This is a genomic window from Saccharicrinis aurantiacus (genome assembly GCF_947489045.1).
Lineage (GTDB): Bacteria > Bacteroidota > Bacteroidia > Bacteroidales > Marinilabiliaceae > Saccharicrinis > Saccharicrinis aurantiacus.
The window spans coordinates 155,566-173,581 of the sequence record NZ_CANLCN010000012.1 but is presented as its reverse complement, the minus strand read 5'-3'; the positions used below and the strand labels follow the sequence as shown (position 1 = coordinate 173,581).

The window sequence follows — 18,016 nt, the reverse complement described above, 5'->3', positions numbered from 1 at the left end:
AAGAAACCCTCTTTAAATATAGACATCATAGATAATGACCATATTAATAAGGCTGCTTAGATCGAACTCACGTTAATTATATAGATCATATAATTTATTCATGGTACCACACTGTACATAATCTATAATTAGCCATTGATTATAAACTATTTACAATTTGGCGTATTAAACATTACAATTATTACCTTATTTACCCATTTAATCGGATCTTATTCTTTGGGTATAAAAATTAGCTTCTTTGGCTCCTATTTTTATGTACTTGGATGAACTCTATTTTCTGTTCGATATGGCGTTGGGGCTTGGTCGTACCTCAGTTGGGGCATCATTGGGTCCGCTTCGGGTGTTTATTGGGTGTTTATTGGCCCTATACACCCGAGGCAGATCCGAACGTGCCACAACCCAGGTACGACTCAGACTCAAACCGAAAGGCACCAAACACCAAAGCTCAATTTCAAAAGCCCCAAACATCTTATGCATTTTAAGCGCAAATTTGACCTATAATAGAGCAGAACGGCATCAAGCATCCAAAATATAATTTCATTTAAAATTCGCCCAATAATTACCAAGGCATATTTTAATGTATTTATTTTAGTTAAAGAGCAGAAACAGTTTTTTTCCAAAACCATATTAATTTCTGCACATACCATAAAAAACCAAATATTGGCTGAGAGGAATAAAATAATACAATAAGTTATTTAGGAATACTTAACACAATCAAATTACGATTACATTATAGCCCTAAAGATTCATTAATAAACATTACGCTCTAACAGTAACTTTAATAATACCTGTAAACAAGGAAAAATTTCGTTATCAAAATATTGCTATCATATACTTGGAGTAGCAAAATAAAAATGTGTTTTACTTTGCTTATGATTATGGAAATGCGCCTTCGTCAGAAAATAACATGGTGATCATTATTCAACAGCAAATCATATAATAGTAACCTCCTCTAACTTAATACATAGTTCTCAACTATAATATGTAGCTTTTTAATGCTGCCTGAGAATTTCAAGTGTAATAGCTTTATTTTTAGTGATATTCCACACAACTTCTATAAAAAAAGGAGCCTTACAGCTCCTTCCTATTTATATCATTTACTTTTAATCTATTTAGTACGACTCAACCAATTCTGGTATCCAAAAACTAAACAGCAATATTTTCTTACTTCTTCAATTGATCTTTAAACATTTTCTGGAACTTCTCTACTTTTGGTCTAACCACAAACTGACAATACGATTCATTCTTATTATTTTCGTAATATTCCTGATGATAATTTTCAGCTATATAAAAAGCTTCGGCTGCAGACACTTCTGTAACGATAGGTTTATCGTATAACTTTTCGGCATCAACTATCTTAATTTGCTCCTTGGCTATATTTTTTTGTGAATCTGAATGATAAAAAATAACTGACCTATATTGCGTTCCAACATCACCACCTTGTCTGTTTAAGGAAGTAGGATCATGAACCGTCCAAAATACCGCCAGAATATCTCCAAAACTAATTACATCCGCATCATAAGTAATTTGAGCTACCTCGGCATGCCCTGTTTCTCCAGTACAAACCTCCTTATAAGTAGGGTTCTTTGAAGCACCTCCCATATAACCCGATTCTACACTAATCACACCCTCAAGTTGATCAAAAACGGCCTCTACACACCAGAAACAACCTGCTCCTAATGTAGCTTTTTCTATATTTTTTCCTTCCATATGTATACTAACAAATAATATTACTGCAAATATAAGTTTCTTCATAACACATTACATTTATATATCAAAGTTGTTTACGCTTATTGACTATTCATAATATCACACACAACTTTAAATAACTTGTTATCTAAACCAACTAAAAACACTTTAGGTTCATCTAATTTCTTCCAATCATTGAACTCTGTATGGTAATCTAATACCAATAAGGGCTTTATGGATTGAGCATTGATAATAAAATTATATGAATACATTCTCAGCTGAATTTGTAAATTTGTAGCTGAAAATTTTACTTATGAACGGATACCCCCCATTAGCAGAACGCCAAAGACCAAAAACTTTAGAGCAATACATAGGCCAGCAACATCTTGTGGGTAAAAATGCAGTACTCCGAAAAATGATTGAGTCTGGAGTATTCTCATCAATCATATTATGGGGTCCTCCAGGAGTAGGAAAAACAACCTTAGCCAAAATAATTGCCAACCAATTAAACAGACCGTTCTACGAGTTATCTGCAATCAATTCTGGTGTTAAGGATGTTAGAGAGGTAATAGAAAAAGCCAAAAAAGCCAAATTCTTTAATAGTCCAAACCCCATCCTATTTATTGATGAGATACATCGCTTTAGCAAATCGCAACAAGATTCCTTACTCGGTGCTGTTGAGCAAGGTATTTTCACTCTAATTGGAGCCACAACTGAAAACCCTTCTTTTGAAGTAATTAACCCGCTTTTATCGCGTTGCCAGGTTTATACCCTCGAACATTTAAGTAAAGAGGATTTACAAAAGCTACTTAATAAAGTTTTAGATACTGATGAGCTGCTAAAAAATAAAAACATTTCAGTTGAGGAGGAAGATGCCTTATTTCGCTTTTCAGGAGGCGATGCACGTAAACTACTGAATATTATAGAACTTGTAGTTAATGCCGATACTGAAACTAACATTACCATAACCAACGAAAAGGTAACCAAAAATCTACAACAAAACCCTGCTGCTTATGATAAAAATGGAGAGTTGCATTACGATATTATTTCAGCCTTTATTAAAAGTATTAGAGGGAGTGATCCGGATGCGGCTGTATATTGGTTAGCACGAATGGTAGAAGGAGGTGAAGACCCTAAATTTATTGCACGCAGATTGGTGATTTCTGCTGCCGAAGATATTGGTTTAGCAAACCCGAATGCACTTCTTTTAGCAAACCAGAGTTTTGATGCCATTAACAAAGTAGGTTGGCCCGAAGGTAGAATAATTCTTTCTGAAGTAACTATATATCTGGCAACAAGCCCCAAAAGCAACTCTGCCTATAAGGCAATTAAAGATGCTCAGGTATTGGTAAAACAAACGGGCAATTTACCTGTACCCTTAGCACTCAGAAATGCTGCTACCAAATTAATGAAGCAATTTGGTTACGGAAAAGATTACAAATATTCTCACGATGGGAAAAACAACTTTATAGAACAAGAATTTCTACCTATAGAACTAAAAAACAAACAATTATACACACCTCAAAACAACCCTCAAGAGGTTAAAGTATTAGACCGTTTGAAAAGATTATGGCCTAAACGTTACTAAAATTCACACAACTGTTAAACAAAATGCCAACATAATCCTTTAACAAAGGAATTAATTACAAACTATTATTTACTATTGAGATTAGTAACAAGTCAGAATAAACAATAAACCATAACAGATGAAAAAATTATTATTTATTGCACTTTTTCTTATCGGTGCTGCAGGAGTTAACTTCGCTCAATCAACTTTTGATAAAGCTGAAATCGAATTATACCAATCCATTTATGGAATGGAAAAGAAAGCTGTTTTACAAAACTTTCTTAAAATTGAAGATTCAAAAACCGAGGCTTTTTGGACTTTATATGATGCCTACGAGCTACAAAGAACGGAAATTGGAAAACAATGGATAAGCTTATTATATCAGTACGTTGAGTCTCATGACAACATTACTGATGAAGAGTTGAAAGCAGCGATGAGTTCGAGCATGAAAACTCGTGATAAGATGGATAAACTTCAGAAGTCATATTTCAAAAAAATATCTAAGTCTGTTGGCCTTAAAACAGCAAGCCAATTCTATCAATTAGAAAATTATTTCGAAAGCTTATTAAACATTATGATAGTTGAAAGTCTTCCTTATATAAATGAGGATCATATTAAATAATCATATTACATAATATTATATGATGCCTCTTTCAATAACTGAAAGGGGCATTTTTATATAAAAACACTTGTTTATGAAAAAAATTATCTTTTTTCTTTTAATTATAATGGCATTTAACACTAAAGCTCAGTCTTTTGAGATTGCTCCTAGTTATGCATATCACTTTGGTGGTAAAATCAACTATGGTTCTGAACAAATTAAATTTACCGATAGCGATAATTATGGTATTTCAGCTAACTATATTTTACCTAACGGCGTTGGCATAGGTTTCGAATACATACGACAATCAACAACATTTACGCACGATTACAGAGGCCAAAAAATTGGAACCGGAGATGTTAATAATGATTGGTATCAACTTGTTGGAACCAAAAACATAATTGCTAAGGAACATATAGTACCCTATGCTGGCTTGGGCGTAGGAGCTGCTAATTTTAGTCCTAGTAATGTTACAGGCATCTCATACTCATCAGAATTAAAGTTTGCATTTACCCTTCAAGGAGGTGTTAAACTATTCCTATCCGACCATATTGGAATTAAATTACATGCTCATATGTATGTACCTATACAATGGGGAGGTTTTGGCTTTACTGCAGGTTCTGGTGGTTCTGGTGCAGGCTTTAGTGCAGGATCCTCATTTATACAAGGCGATATTGGCGGTGGGATAATATTCCGACTATAATACCAAATACAATATTTACGTAGTAATAGATTTAACCATTTAGGCTAATCATAAGTCGTATTGGATTAAATCTATTGCTGAAATATGGTCAATTTTGAATGGTCATAAAAATAGAAACGTAAATATATTAGTCATGAAAATTCTAAGTAAACCATTTATCTTAAACCTATCTCTTATAATAGGCTTATTAATTTCATCACCACTAAAAGCTGATGAAACATGTACCATTCCCAAAGGCACAAATATTTCAATCAATGTTGATCGATCAATTGCCTCAAAAGCAGTTCAACCTGAATTTCAATTTGGAGGAGTCATCGATTTAGATGTTTTAAGTGTAGATAAAATACTAATTCCTGCAGGCACTAAAGTAATGGGTAAAGTTATCTCTGTTAAAACAGCAGGAAGAGTAGCCGGTCAGGCAGAAATTGTGATGGTATTAACAAAAATACAGAAAGGCGATAAATATGTAGCCATACAAACAGAAGCTTTAAGTGTTAAAGGAGAAGCTCAAGGAAAGAAAACTGCGCGAAATGTTGGTGTGGGAGCAGCTACAGGAGCAGCTTTTAATAAAGGCACAGGTGCCGGAAGAGGTGCTGCTACAATGGGTGCTGTTAGTATTTTGTCTGGCGATGGAAATATAACCATACCCAAAGGATATAACTTACAATTTCCGATTTCTGATTCAGTAAACTTTGAATAATATTATGAGGAAACCTTATACTAGGTTTCCTCAATTTTTATAATCACTAACTTTTCTTTGTTGGAAATAAGAATTGAACTTGTAGTCGAGACTGAACCTTCGCCCAACCATCAGGTCTAACTGCGTTATAATATAAATGCGCATTTATATTGATAGGTTGCTTCCCTATTCTAAACACCTTGCCTGCTCCTCCACCAAATGGAACAATCCACTTATTACTTTCTGTAGCATTCCAATTTGCAGTAATGATAGGTCCGCTAACTAGATACCAAGCTTTAGGTAAATTATAGTTTACAAAATATTGAAATAGAAACTTATTTTCACTCACATCTCCGAAGGTCCAAATATTATTCACTACAATTCCCCCTACCCATTTATCAATCATAGATAAGGCAACAATTGAGGGGCCAATACCGAATTCTTTACTTCCCAAACTTTTTGAACTAGCAGTTGGCAACTGAAAAACAGGTCCAATACCCGGAATTATTTTACCAGCCTTTTTAGGAGATACCCATGCGGTATAATTAATATCTCCTAAACCAGAAGTACTATTATCCTCAAATGAAGATGGTTGTGTAATAATTGGCGCTATAACGCGATTGATGAGATTATATTTTTCACTTATACTTGCAGGAATTACTGGCTGTATATTCAGGATATTCTGCGCCCGTTTATGTGGGCCAATATTATAACTTGTATTGTTCTGAAAAGGCAAACTAATCATTGCTGCCAAAGGGTTTTGTGTAGCTTTTGCGAGTTCTCCATCACTTTTATCTTGTGCTTGCATAATACCCGAAGCTACTAATAATATTGAGTACAAAATCGTTCTTCGTCTGTTCATAGTTTAGTGTTATTTATAATAAATACGGTTCATTCCTTATCTAAAAAAACAATGGCTTATTGGTTAATAATTTACAAACACACAATATTGCAAATGGTTTATAAAAAAACTTATGAAAAACATTTATTGAAGCAGTGGAATTTGAGACAATACACCTCACTATAAAATCTTCATTTGATAAAAACAGCATAATATCCTACAAAATTACAAGCCTGCACATAACTCAACACAATTTCGATAAACTAAGTGAATCTATTACACCCTTAAAGTATGTTAATTTTGAAGAATTTCGACTAGATGATATTTAGCCAAATGGAAAATTGAAGAATTATTTCTTTAAATGAGTCTAAAAACACGATATATATCACAAAAAAGGCTCATTTCGGGCCTATATATTCATAGGCAGTGTAATATTAAAGAAATTTTTCTTTATAAAAAAATTCATGTTGTAGAATACCTATAAACATTACTTCTAAGGCTATTATTATTAAAACAAAATTCTATTTTTGTAACCAAGAAAAAGAAATATTTTATAACGTAGCAAACCAAGAGAACATGTCAAAAAAATTATTGATTCGCGATCTTACTTTAAGAGATGGGCAACAGTCGCTTTTCGCAACACGTATGCGCCAAGAACAAATTGATAGAGTGCTACCAATGTATAAAGATGCCAATTTTTATGCAATGGAAGTATGGGGTGGTGCTGTACCCGACTCAGTAATGCGTTACTTAAACGAGAACCCATGGACTCGTCTTCAAACTATTAAGAAGACAGTGGGTGATGTAAGTAAACTAACTGCATTATCAAGAGGTCGTAACCTTTTTGGATACACTCCTTATACCAACGAAATTATCGATGGTTTTTGTAAAAATGCAATTGATTCAGGTTTAGGAATCATGCGTATTTTTGATGCCTTAAATGATATCAATAACGTAAAATCGACAATCAAATATGTAAAACAACATGGCGGTATGGCCGACTGTGCTGTTTGTTATACTATTGACCCTGCGTACCCTACTCCTCCTAAGAAAAAAGGATTAGCTGGTTTATTCGGTGCTCGCGAAAAAGGTCAAGAGGATGTATTTACTGATGAGTATTTCATCAATAAAGCAAAACAATTAGAAGGTTTAGGAGCCGACATGATTACTATTAAAGATATGTCTGGTCTTATTCCACCAAAACGCGTTTACTCTTTAGTTTCTGACTTTAAAAAAGCAGTTAAGGTTCCTGTTGATTTCCATACACACTGTACTCCAGGTTATGGTTTAGCGGCTGTTTTAGCTTCAGTTATGGCTGGTGCCGATGTGGTTGATACTAACATATGGAACTTTGCTGGTGGTCCTGCTGCTCCTGCAATTGAGTTAATCTATCTTTTCACTAAGAAATTAGGTATTGAGATGGATATCAATATGGAAGCTGTAGCAAAAATTAACGAGCAACTTCTTGAGATTCGTAAAGAATTACATGATGTTGATGGTGTAAAACAATTCCCGAATCCGTTTAACCCATTAACTGATACTGTACCTGCTAATATTGATGCAGAATTCGATAAAGCTATTGCTGCTGTTAAAGCTGGTGATGACGATGCTTTATTAACTGCTTGTCATGCAATTGAAGATTACTTCAACTTCCCAAAACCAAATAACTTGGTTAAAGATGCTGAGATCCCAGGCGGTATGTATACTAACATGGTGGCTCAATTAAAAGCGCTTCAGTCTGAAGATATTTTAGAGGATGCCATGAAATTAATTCCTACAGTACGTATGGATGCTGGTTTACCTCCATTGGTAACACCAACTTCTCAAATTGTAGGTGCGCAAGCGGTTAACTGTGCAATGGACCTTAAAAAAGGATCTCCAATGTACACAAACGTTTCTAACCAATTTATTAGCCTTGTAAAAGGTGAGTATGGTGAAACGCCAATCCCTGTGAAAGAAGACTTCCGTGAGAAGATTTGTGGACACAGAGATCAAAGAGATTTTGATATTTCTACATATAAAAAACAACCAAATCCAGTATTAGAAGACTGTGGTGGTGTTAAATTAGCAGAAACTGAAGAAGAAGTTTTATTATTAGAGCTTTTCCCAATGGTTGCTAAAGGATACCTTAAAGGTGTTAAAAAAGCTGCATGGGAAGCTAAACAAGCTGCTGCTCCTAAAACAGAAGCTGCTGCCGCTGCTCCTAAGGCTGCTAAAAAAGCAACTGGTAAAAAAGTTACTGCTCCAATGCCAGGTAAAGTATTCCGTTATGAAGTACAACCAGGTGATAAAGTAGAAAAAGGACAAACTGTTGCTGTTCTTGAGGCTATGAAAATGGAGAATAACATTGCTTCTGATTATGCAGGGTATGTGAACACCCTAATGGCTGAAGAAGGCGATACATTAGCTGCTGGTGATGCTATTATGGATATTGTTGCTGAAGCTCCTGCTGCGGCTGCTGCTCCTAAAGCTAATGGTGCTGCACCTAAAGCTGCTACTGGTCCTACCAAAGCAGTTACTGTTCCAATGCCAGGAAAAATTCTTGACATTGCAGTTAACGTTGGCGATGCTGTTACTAAGAATCAAGTAGTTATTACTCTTGAAGCCATGAAAATGGAGAATAGCATTACATCTAGCTTTGCTGGTACAGTAAACGAAATTTTTGTTGAAGTTGGCGACACTGTTGCTGCTGATCAAAAAGTATTTGACTTAGTACAATAAGTAGAATATAACATTCGAATATATAGCCTTTGCAATTTATTTTGCAAAGGCTTTTTTTATTCTCCAAATTCACTCAAACGTTCTATTAATGTGTCTAATTTTGTATTATTTTCGCATTATTAATAAACATCAAAATTAATCGCTAGTTTATGCCATATCAAGAAGCATTTGTTCAGCTGTGGGAACAAGTAAAAGAAAGTGTAGAAGAGGGAACCTTTGCCAAATTAACTATGGCTAAAACCATTGGTAAGCCCGATTTAAAAAATATTTTTGTCAGACCTGTTTATTCTGAAAGTAGTTTTAGAGTGCTTCTTAAGTACCGCTATAGGTTAAGAGAAATGGAGGACAAAGAAACTGAAATGACTTTGGAAGAAGCTAAGGCTATATTACAATCGCACTTGCGCAATCCATTTACTTCGCTTATTGTATTTACTACTACAAAAGATCTTCTTTTTAAGATTAATAAAAAGGGAGCAGCCAGCGTTACTGAGAATTTGCCAACCTTCCAGAATATTGTAGAAGCAGAAAGAGACGCCATATAAGCACAGTTCAAAAGAAGCCAAGAAAGGATATTTACAACTTCCATTAAAATACGACCTATGATAAGTAAAAGATTTATTGCTGCTGTTGTTATTATTAACCTAGTAATAGCAAGCGGCTATTCTCGACCATTTTTTAATAAAAAGAAGGATATTCTGATTGCTCAATTCGATAGTAAACCAGATCCGGATGATATACATGCTCAGGCTGCTTTAGGTTGCATGCTATTGCATAAAGATCTAAAAGGAGTGAATTATTATGCCGTTGCTGGTGCTGTTGGAATTCAGAATGGGAAGTATATCGATTCGGAAGAGCTATTTAATATGGCTTTTGGCAAAAAATGGACCGATGCTCATACAGATTGGGAAGGCTCTGTGCAGAAAATCACCAATAAAGTAGCTCCCATATTAAAAAAAGGTGGGAAAGTTTGGGTGCAAGAAGCCGGACAATCGAATATAACTGCAGATTGGATTAAGGAACTACTCACTTTATTTCCTGAGGATATCATAAAATCAAATGTTATAGTTGCTCAGCATAGTAATTGGAACGAAGATAAAACAGACTCTACCGACTTGGCCTACGTAAAAAGCAAAACTAGCTATTTTGCACTAGATGATGGCAATGCTGCTCCTGATGCTGATTGGGGTGATCGAGGCTCCTACTCTACTCCTGAGTACCGAAGCAAGGATAGCAAGTGGATAGAGTTGGCTAAATCATCTGCTAACAAAAAGGCAGGGGCTTTATGGATTGAAGCTGATAGAATAATTACTGAAATGTTTCCTGATGGATTTCCGGAAGAATGGTCGTACATACACCATAATGGAGTAGATTATTCAGACTGCGTTGAAAATTGGTGGATTTTTAACATTGGCGAGTTGGCGGATGATAATGCTAAGTTTTGGGATAGATATATTACAAATTAATCAAAATGGCTTGAGTTCAATTTAAGATTGCTTGTTCAAATCCTATATTGAACTCAGGCTAACATACAGTCTGCCTTAATATCAACAGTAAGGTTTTGCCTAAACTGCACCTAACATAGTTAAATGCTATTTCTTTTTTTCATACAATACTACCAAACCTAATATTGGTCCCAAAGCTAATACTGGATAAATATTTATAGGATTCATTGTTGTTTGTAAAACATTCAGAAGCTGGATACTAACTATAGATATTGAGAAACCGATACAATTTACAATGGTAAGTGCAGTCCCTTTCAGTTTCACTGAGGCATTTTGAGCAACTAGCGTTGAGAAAAGAGGTGAGTCTGCAACAACCACCATTCCCCAAAAAAGAAGAAAAGTAATAAAAAGACTTTCAGATTCAGTAAAGAACATCAAGGGAGAAATAAGGCAGCATCCGCAAGATAAGAGCAGTGCTATAAATGCGATTTGTTTAGTTCCTAATTTTTGTGAGAGATACCCACCGAGTACACAGGCCAATCCACCAATTCCAATAATTAAGAAAGACCATATTGGAATATTAAGTGCAGCTTCAGGATGTTTTGCACCATAAGTCTTTAGCATAATTGGTACAAATGCCCAAAAGGCATATAACTCCCACATGTGACCAAAATAACCAAAAGCCGCAGAACGAAATTTATGATTTCGAAATACATTATAAGAAGCTGATAGTTCTAGCTTGTTTGCGGGTTTTCGGTAAGGACCATCAGGCACCATAATAAACATCAATAAACCTCCTAATACCCCAAGAAATGAAGTTAAAGCGATTACATATTTCCATGGAAAAGCTGTGGTTAGTTCTTTTGCTAAATGCGGAAATGCAGTGCCAAGCACCAAAGCTCCAACTAGGAAACCTAATGATTTACCTAAGCCTTTTTCATAATGGTCTGCTGCAATTTTCATCCCAACTGGGTATATACCAGCTAAAAAGAAACCTGTAATAAAACGAAGTGAAAGAATACTTGATAAGCTATTCTCTTCCCATATTACCCCCATATTAAATAGGGAGCCGAGCAATGCACACGTTAAAAATACTTTTGATGGTGAAAATCGATCAGCAATAGCTAAAATAGCGAAGATTAGTGTACCTAAAATAAAACCGAATTGTACAGCTGAGGTTAAATGCCCTAAAGCACTTTCCTTAAGCTTAAAATCTACCATCATATCGCCCATCACACCATTGCCTGCAAACCAGAGTGATGTGCAACAGAATTGAGAAATTACAATTATCGGAAGTATTAACCTAGACTGTTTCACAAATAATATTATTTCATTGCATTTATGATTGACTGGTTGAAGATGTAAGCAATTTGATAAAACAAACCAACAAAAACACCAAAAGTTCCGGCGATTTTATTGAAAGAACTAAACGTCCTAAATTTTACTCACAGCCTATGCCTTTATTTTTTGTATGTGCCCTGCATGTGCTGCCGTGCGCTGCACCCGAAGTTGTTGAAAAAGTTTAAAAATACAAGTTTTTATCAATATACCTAATGGTGCATGTGCATTTATAATATCCCGAGGGTGAATTGAAAATCATTAACACTAATCACTTATGTGAATAAAGTCCCTTCACGAGCGGAGCTAACGCTTTGAACCGTTAGCAAGTGGTACTTTTTGCGACTGCAAAAATATCGTGGTTTGCGATGACCCATGCAGAGAAGGAAACTAAACGGCAAAAACGAGGCACTAGTAATTTAATTGAACGAGCACTACACGCTGCAAACTTAAGAATAGCTTGCAAAAAAGTGATACGCAACAAGGGAGCAGGAAGCCTTGATGCTATGCAAGTTTAAGAACTAAAACAGCATATTGATTTGCACCGCAAACAATTAGTAGAGGGTGTGTGGAAAATTCAACAGCCTCGTGTGAATATTTCCACAGCCTCGTGTGAGTTTTTCCACACGGGGCTGTGCATTTTTCAACAGGCCCCGTGTGGAAATTTACACAGACTTAATTTTTAAGTAAAATACCCTTGTAAAATATACTAAGCATACAGATAATTATTAGGTATTACTTGCGTGAAATCTCACGCAGCCCTTACGTGAATTATTACGCAAGGGCTGCGTGAGATTTCACGCCAAGTGACGTACAATCCTACGTCGAGTGGCGTACAATCCTACGCCGAGTGGCATGTAGTTTCACGTAAAATTAAACCAAATGGATTATTGAATGATGGATAAGCGTGTAGTTATAAAAGCTAAAGTACATCTGAAAATTATACAATAAACACGAATCCTAAAATCCAATAAAGAACTTTAAAACCCGGTTAGAATACTTGGGTGGTATCAAAAACGGGTATTAGTTCAACCGCGAATAATCGCTGGGTCTTGCTGACTGCCCATATTCCTATTTATTGCCACTAGTACTTTATTTCCTTAATGATATAGTCCTTTCATAAATAAATAACTCTTTACTTTTCAAACTTAGCTCTAGAGACATTTCAATCACTTCACTATCAACGCCATTAGTTGATGATTGCAAACACATTACGCAATACTCTCCTTCAATTTTTTTAGAGTTTAAAACTATATTCTCTGAATAATAGCCAGCAGTTGTGTCATCACTTTGAATAGTATCATATCTTAAGTCGTAAACAATCTGAAACTCACTTTCATTAAGCAACTTAAGTCTTGCCGATTTTTCATTTTGCATTTGCTTTAACAAAATTAAGGTGTCTGTATGCAGACTTAGAGAATCAAAATTAGTGTCTTTAAAAAAACACGTCTTTGGTAACTTTTGTCCTACTGTAAGATAAAATTTGCTTTCATTCCCGATGACAGAATCACTAACAATTTCTTGGCTGAAAATACTTGATGTCGAGATAATAAATGCGATTATAATAATTGGTTTCATTTTTTACGTCTTTGTATTGGTTGCAACTTATAAATATCCCACTAGTACGTGATATATTTAATAAAAACTAAATATATAAACATTCCATTAACGTTTGTTAACGCTTAACCCTTTAAGTGCTTTAAGTGCTTTAAGTGCTTTAAAAATAAGAGTGATGTGGGGCTTGTTTCTCATTTGGGAGGCGCTTTGGGTCTTATTTGATGCAAGCTTCCTGCAGCCGTGCAACAGCTTTGCATCACTGATGCAACCTTCCTACAGTCGTGCAACAGATTTGCATCGCTGATGCAAGCTTCCTGCAACTTTGCAACGGATTTGCGTCACTGTTTTTTACAAAATGTCAAACAGCAAATCATAACTACTGCTCCAAGTATTTTATTCATTATACTTCTGTTCATATTATTCATTTAATAACTCTGTCCGACTGATATTCGCACATCAATCGGACATGGTTATTTTAGAGACAATCTATATCCCTCTACACTCCATATCATCCATAGAGTCCTTGCTTAGGCGCATCCCTTTTATGGCTTCCTCTGAAATATAGAAACTATAAATATCGGATGGGGCATAGAAGAGGTGGACCTCATCTAGATCAGAGTGATTGTGGAACTCAAACAAATTCTCATCTATCGCTCTGGTATCTGCAGGCAGTGCATGGTTAATATGTACATGTCGCACATTGCTAACCATACTGTTAGCTCTTGTCTCTACTTCAGCAGGCCTTAGTTCGCACCCCACAAAGTAATGGATATACTTACTTGTTCGGCCATAATCAAACAAGTATAGATTTATTGCTGGGGTATGGTCGATTAACAACTCTGGTTCGCACCTAAGTGCACGCCTTGTGGCATCTGCAAAATAGTTCTCCCAATTATGGGCAGTAATCTTTATCAATCTCCTATTGTTCGTTCTGCTTATGTCAGTCTTATTAAACCTTTTTGATAGCAAATCCTGACAACTCTTCCATATTCTATTGCTCATTCTTCTTCTGTAAATTCTATTAAACCTCTTCGATAGTAAATCCTGACAACTCTCCCATATTCTCTTTAATAATATCAATCGCAGTATGATGACATACAATTGCCTTATTGCTATCCCCTGTAAGGAATAGGAGACGACTCTGAAGTGGCAGTTCAACATGTGCAGTATCCTCTGCAAATAGTGGGGCTTTCAGTGCATAGTATCGTTCCGACTTATCGTCAGATGTATTTACCACGGCAGGGATAAAGTGACATCCTAATGCACGCACCTGAGCCAGTATCGCAGCCAAACCTGGGCTTACTAAAGTATAATCAGCACCGATGTAATCAGTTAGCTTATCATGAGTATATCCGTATGCATCAAACTCCACTGGATTTAGAAGAGAGACAACACTTGAACTCTCTAGGTGCTCTTCGCCTTGTGAACAGTCGATTCCTAAATCATCAATAGTCGGCTTCAATAAGAAATACTTACCACCTGAACTATCGTAACTACTGAGGAAAGCAGCACTTGAGGCATTTTCTAAAACTACAGTGCTTGTTTCTTCGGCATCTGTATTGTTGCCGTAATCGACAATATGAGAACCTGTTGGCTCCTCCTCATCAATCTCAACACTTATCTCTTCCAAGATCTGGGCCGCGCGATCTCTTATCAAACGAGACGGATCATTTAAGAATGACTCCAACAGTTTCGCTTTCCCTGACTGATTCTCCCAGAGGTTAATAAGATTCTCACGAGCGTCAAAGTTTAGTTTATCTATTATAGATGAGAGTTGTCCTCGGCGCGACAGCTTAGCCAAGTAGTCGGCATCGGCCTGAGTTGCACTGTTTATACAAAACCTTACAAGGAACACCTGATTAACACCAAGCCCCTCAACGCGTTGTATGAATGCAGCCTGCGCTTTACAATACGCTTCAGATTTCTTATTAGTTAAAGGATTTTCTAGTCGAGATATTAACTTAAGTTCACCTTCTCTAATCAAATCATCCTGATAAGCCATTCCAATCACATCGGAGATCACCGCATAACCTTTAGCAGTATGATTCAGCAGTAGAATCAAAAGGCGATCTTGTCGTTCTTTATCCATTGCCATAAAAAACTGAGCAAGGGACATCATGCTCCATTCAGGGAAACATGACTCTAAGTCTTCACTTATTAATGAAGAGAATTGAGGCTCAATATCAGTATAAGAAACCTCACCTTTAATATATTTCATCATCTGAACACTTAGCTCTTCCAATCCGCTGGTAGCTTTATACGCTTTAAAGTAGCATACAAAATAACGCAGGCAGCGCTCCAACTCATCATCATGATCAAAAACATTTGTAGGATTGAACATTGCCAAGTCGTGATAAAAACGAATACGATTACTATCATCAAGGTAAGGTAAACCCCGTTTAAGTGCATCAACACGTTCTTTATACATCATTGCCATTGGATCTCCTTCGCTACTATTATTCACAATTGAGAAGGCTTGAAGCCATTGCAGATATTCATCTACATTGTTTATTTTATTGTAGGTAAATTTCCCCTGAAACCTCGATAACTGATATCCAAGCAGTAGATGTGCATCAACTCCAGAGTCCATAATTGACTGGAAATAGTTTTCTTGGTCAGTATGATCTTTGAACTTATAATTATGTGAATCTCCAATCAATGCTTTAGTTACAATACTAATGGCCCAATGTGGGGCAAGAGCTACTATCAAATCCCAAAAACGTTGCGCCCGAGGGTCGTTGTATTGAGGTAATTTTTGAGCAAAGAAACTAAAGATAGTCACAAGCGCTACAGTACCAACATATGGACAAAGTGCTGAATAACTCTTCTGCTTTTCAGAAAATTTTGGGAAAGTGTAATCATATCTATATCTTGTAACTTCATCCAAAGGCATTATCTGATTCAAAATCTCGACAATTTCTTTTTTCGAGCTTGAGGGTTCGCCAGGATTGCAAATATAATTTTCAACAGTGGCAAAGAGTGTTGCATCAACCGGATCGGAAAACTCATCTTGCCTAGCAAGCCCATTAAAAGCGGCCTTCCATGATCGTTCAGTAATATAATCATAAAGGTCATTAGTATACTCACTGCTTGTGCCCTGCTCTTGATCATTATTAAGAATAACGACCGCCATTAGCATTGTTGCAGAACTGCTGACTCCCCACATTGAGGGTCTACCAGCAGCAGGAGCTTCACTAACTATTGAAATCAGGTCTTTGAAAATATCTCTGAATCTGGGAAACATATACCCACTTGATCCAAGATCTTGAATTATGTCCTTCAAGAGATTAAGCTGCCTTTGCGACATGCCATACTCTTTGATCACCTCTTCTTGAACACTGTATCTTTTATAGAATTCTTTCTGATTAATCAACGAACCTTCTTTGTCAGTGAATACCTTACACATTTTGGCACTGAAGGTCTGCTTACCAAGAAGGATAAAAAGAATATCAAACATACGAAGTGCTTGATTTAAGCGAACCGTTTTACGTTCTGCCAGTGGTGGATTAAAGGCCTGAGGAATATTAGGTACAGAGAATGTTTCATTGTCACATCTAATCAGGTCTATTTGAATATCATTGGAACAATAATGCATCCACTCTAAGATTTTAGCATTACCATATTTACCCATTAGGCGGGAATTGGTTCTGTGATAGAATTTCGGGCTATGCTTCTGTGCAAACCCTAACACATCAATCTCCTCAAGAGCACCCAAAGAATCCTTTTGATTGCCAGTCTCCACATATTCCCACAATTGATCGCCATTATCGAGTGCAAGAATAAACTCACGTATCTCCATAACGCCATCACCATAATAGCGGTTATCATTATTGGTATACTTTTTTACCTCTTGTTGCTTTAAACCAGTTGCAGATAAGCTTATCAATGGAGTATCAAGCTCTGCCTCCAGTTTTTTCTGAAGGTCCATCGCCTCGTTCTCCAAAGTATCTTCAATGAAGTGAAGTTGTAGTGGCTCTTCATTCTTATCATGGCTGTTTTCGAAATCGCCAAGTCCCTTGTAAATCTCTAATATAGGCTCCGTTTCATCTCCACCCCAATTAGACCAATAGAGCATCGGTTCATCTTCAAATCGCTCTTTGATAGTCTGCTTAAAATAGCTGTACTCGTCAGGATTGGCTTTTAAATAATCACCAAGTGAGATACTATCCTCTTCAGCATTCCTTCCGTAAGAAGTTACTCTAAACATTCCCATACGGAAAGTGGCGCTATCGCAATATATATAAGCCTTTATTAGTTCGCGACACCACCCATTTCGCTTAACCAAATCGAACAGCAGTCCGCTGTATTCTGGATCTTGCTCACCATCCCAACAACGGGTAAAGAATAAGGATAACAGATAAGCGTAATTCAAGTCGGTTCGCGCCAACATGTATAAAGCATCAGCTCCATAGATATCCAAATCATCAGTCCACAGATTACTGACACTATTGTAGTGGCGACTACATGCAACAATTGCTTTAGCTGTTGTAACCAACTCCTCTTTCAATTCAGGATACTCCAAAGCCATTGCGAATAGAATTGGCTCTGAGATGCTTTCAAATGTATCTTCCTCAGCAACAAACTCTGGGGTCATACAGCATGCTTTCTCTGAAGTGATAGACATCGCCTCTCTAAGAAGCTCAATATTCTTGGTATCAGAAATATTCAAATGACGCGGTTTCTCGCCTGAGTTATCCACAAATATCACATCCCAAATCCCCTCCGTAACACAGATCACTTCACGCGAGTTAAGCAGTGTTTGGTACTGCTTTAAAGCTACTCTTATAGTATCCACATCACCAACCTTCAGGTAAATGATGTGTGTTTTATCATATTTATTCATTCTTAAAAAAATTATGTTGTTTGTTTTTATTCGGT

15 protein-coding genes are annotated in these 18,016 nt (G+C 36.3%); 7 read left to right on the top strand and 8 right to left on the bottom strand.

Annotated elements, in window-relative coordinates:
- Window positions 1-270: 270 nt before the first annotated feature.
- The 3 genes from QMO11_RS14640 to QMO11_RS14630 form a co-directional block, all read right to left on the bottom strand.
- A complete protein-coding gene (locus QMO11_RS14640; protein ID WP_282037972.1) occupies window positions 271-477 on the bottom strand; it encodes a hypothetical protein in 207 nt (68 codons plus the stop codon).
- A gap of 687 nt (window positions 478-1,164) precedes the next feature.
- Window positions 1,165-1,755 carry a peptide-methionine (S)-S-oxide reductase MsrA gene (gene msrA / locus QMO11_RS14635; protein WP_282037971.1) on the bottom strand — a complete coding sequence of 197 codons (591 nt, stop codon included), beginning with the start codon at window positions 1,753-1,755 and terminating at the stop codon, window positions 1,165-1,167.
- Between the two features lie 35 nt (window positions 1,756-1,790).
- Entirely contained in the window at window positions 1,791-1,961 is a 171-nt protein-coding gene (locus QMO11_RS14630; RefSeq protein ID WP_282037970.1) for a hypothetical protein, read from the bottom strand.
- A gap of 41 nt (window positions 1,962-2,002) precedes the next feature.
- Here QMO11_RS14630 and QMO11_RS14625 point away from each other — a divergent pair, with 41 nt between their 5' ends.
- From QMO11_RS14625 to QMO11_RS14610, 4 genes are all read left to right on the top strand, one after another.
- Window positions 2,003-3,277, top strand: a complete 1,275-nt coding sequence (locus QMO11_RS14625) for a replication-associated recombination protein A (RefSeq protein ID WP_075604020.1) — start codon at window positions 2,003-2,005, stop codon at window positions 3,275-3,277.
- Window positions 3,278-3,395: 118 nt separating this feature from the next.
- A complete protein-coding gene (locus tag QMO11_RS14620; protein WP_075604019.1) occupies window positions 3,396-3,878 on the top strand; it encodes a hypothetical protein in 483 nt (160 codons plus the stop codon).
- A gap of 73 nt (window positions 3,879-3,951) precedes the next feature.
- On the top strand, window positions 3,952-4,560 hold the full coding sequence (locus tag QMO11_RS14615) for a hypothetical protein (RefSeq protein ID WP_282037969.1): 609 nt from the start codon (window positions 3,952-3,954) through the stop codon (window positions 4,558-4,560).
- 133 nt (window positions 4,561-4,693) lie between these two features.
- The gene (locus QMO11_RS14610) at window positions 4,694-5,260 is read left to right on the top strand and encodes a hypothetical protein (RefSeq protein ID WP_075604017.1); all 567 of its coding nucleotides are present in this window, start codon (window positions 4,694-4,696) and stop codon (window positions 5,258-5,260) included.
- 46 nt (window positions 5,261-5,306) lie between these two features.
- Here the strand turns inward: QMO11_RS14610 and QMO11_RS14605 are convergent, their stop codons facing one another.
- A complete protein-coding gene (locus QMO11_RS14605; protein ID WP_282037968.1) occupies window positions 5,307-6,101 on the bottom strand; it encodes a hypothetical protein in 795 nt (264 codons plus the stop codon).
- A 555-nt stretch (window positions 6,102-6,656) separates the two neighbouring features.
- On the opposite strand from QMO11_RS14605, the gene QMO11_RS14600 reads away from it, so the two are divergent.
- The 3 genes from QMO11_RS14600 to QMO11_RS14590 all read left to right on the top strand — a co-directional run bounded on the left by QMO11_RS14600 (window position 6,657) and on the right by QMO11_RS14590 (window position 10,264).
- Window positions 6,657-8,801 carry a biotin/lipoyl-containing protein gene (locus QMO11_RS14600; RefSeq protein ID WP_282037967.1) on the top strand — a complete coding sequence of 715 codons (2,145 nt, stop codon included), beginning with the start codon at window positions 6,657-6,659 and terminating at the stop codon, window positions 8,799-8,801.
- Between the two features lie 149 nt (window positions 8,802-8,950).
- A complete protein-coding gene (locus QMO11_RS14595) occupies window positions 8,951-9,343 on the top strand; it encodes a hypothetical protein (protein WP_282037966.1) in 393 nt (130 codons plus the stop codon).
- A 57-nt stretch (window positions 9,344-9,400) separates the two neighbouring features.
- A complete protein-coding gene (locus QMO11_RS14590; protein ID WP_282037965.1) occupies window positions 9,401-10,264 on the top strand; it encodes a hypothetical protein in 864 nt (287 codons plus the stop codon).
- A gap of 126 nt (window positions 10,265-10,390) precedes the next feature.
- On the opposite strand, the gene QMO11_RS14585 is transcribed toward QMO11_RS14590, so the two are convergent.
- The 4 genes from QMO11_RS14585 to QMO11_RS14570 all read right to left on the bottom strand — a co-directional run bounded on the left by QMO11_RS14585 (window position 10,391) and on the right by QMO11_RS14570 (window position 17,981).
- A complete protein-coding gene (locus tag QMO11_RS14585) occupies window positions 10,391-11,560 on the bottom strand; it encodes an MFS transporter (protein ID WP_282037964.1) in 1,170 nt (389 codons plus the stop codon).
- Between the two features lie 1,113 nt (window positions 11,561-12,673).
- Window positions 12,674-13,159 (bottom strand): hypothetical protein, encoded by a 486-nt coding sequence (locus tag QMO11_RS14580; protein ID WP_282037963.1) that lies wholly within the window; start codon window positions 13,157-13,159, stop codon window positions 12,674-12,676.
- Between the two features lie 465 nt (window positions 13,160-13,624).
- On the bottom strand, window positions 13,625-14,140 hold the full coding sequence (locus tag QMO11_RS14575; RefSeq protein WP_282037962.1) for a hypothetical protein: 516 nt from the start codon (window positions 14,138-14,140) through the stop codon (window positions 13,625-13,627).
- 19 nt (window positions 14,141-14,159) lie between these two features.
- Window positions 14,160-17,981, bottom strand: coding sequence for a hypothetical protein (locus QMO11_RS14570; RefSeq protein WP_282037961.1), 3,822 nt, complete (start codon window positions 17,979-17,981; stop codon window positions 14,160-14,162).
- Window positions 17,982-18,016 lie beyond the last annotated feature (35 nt).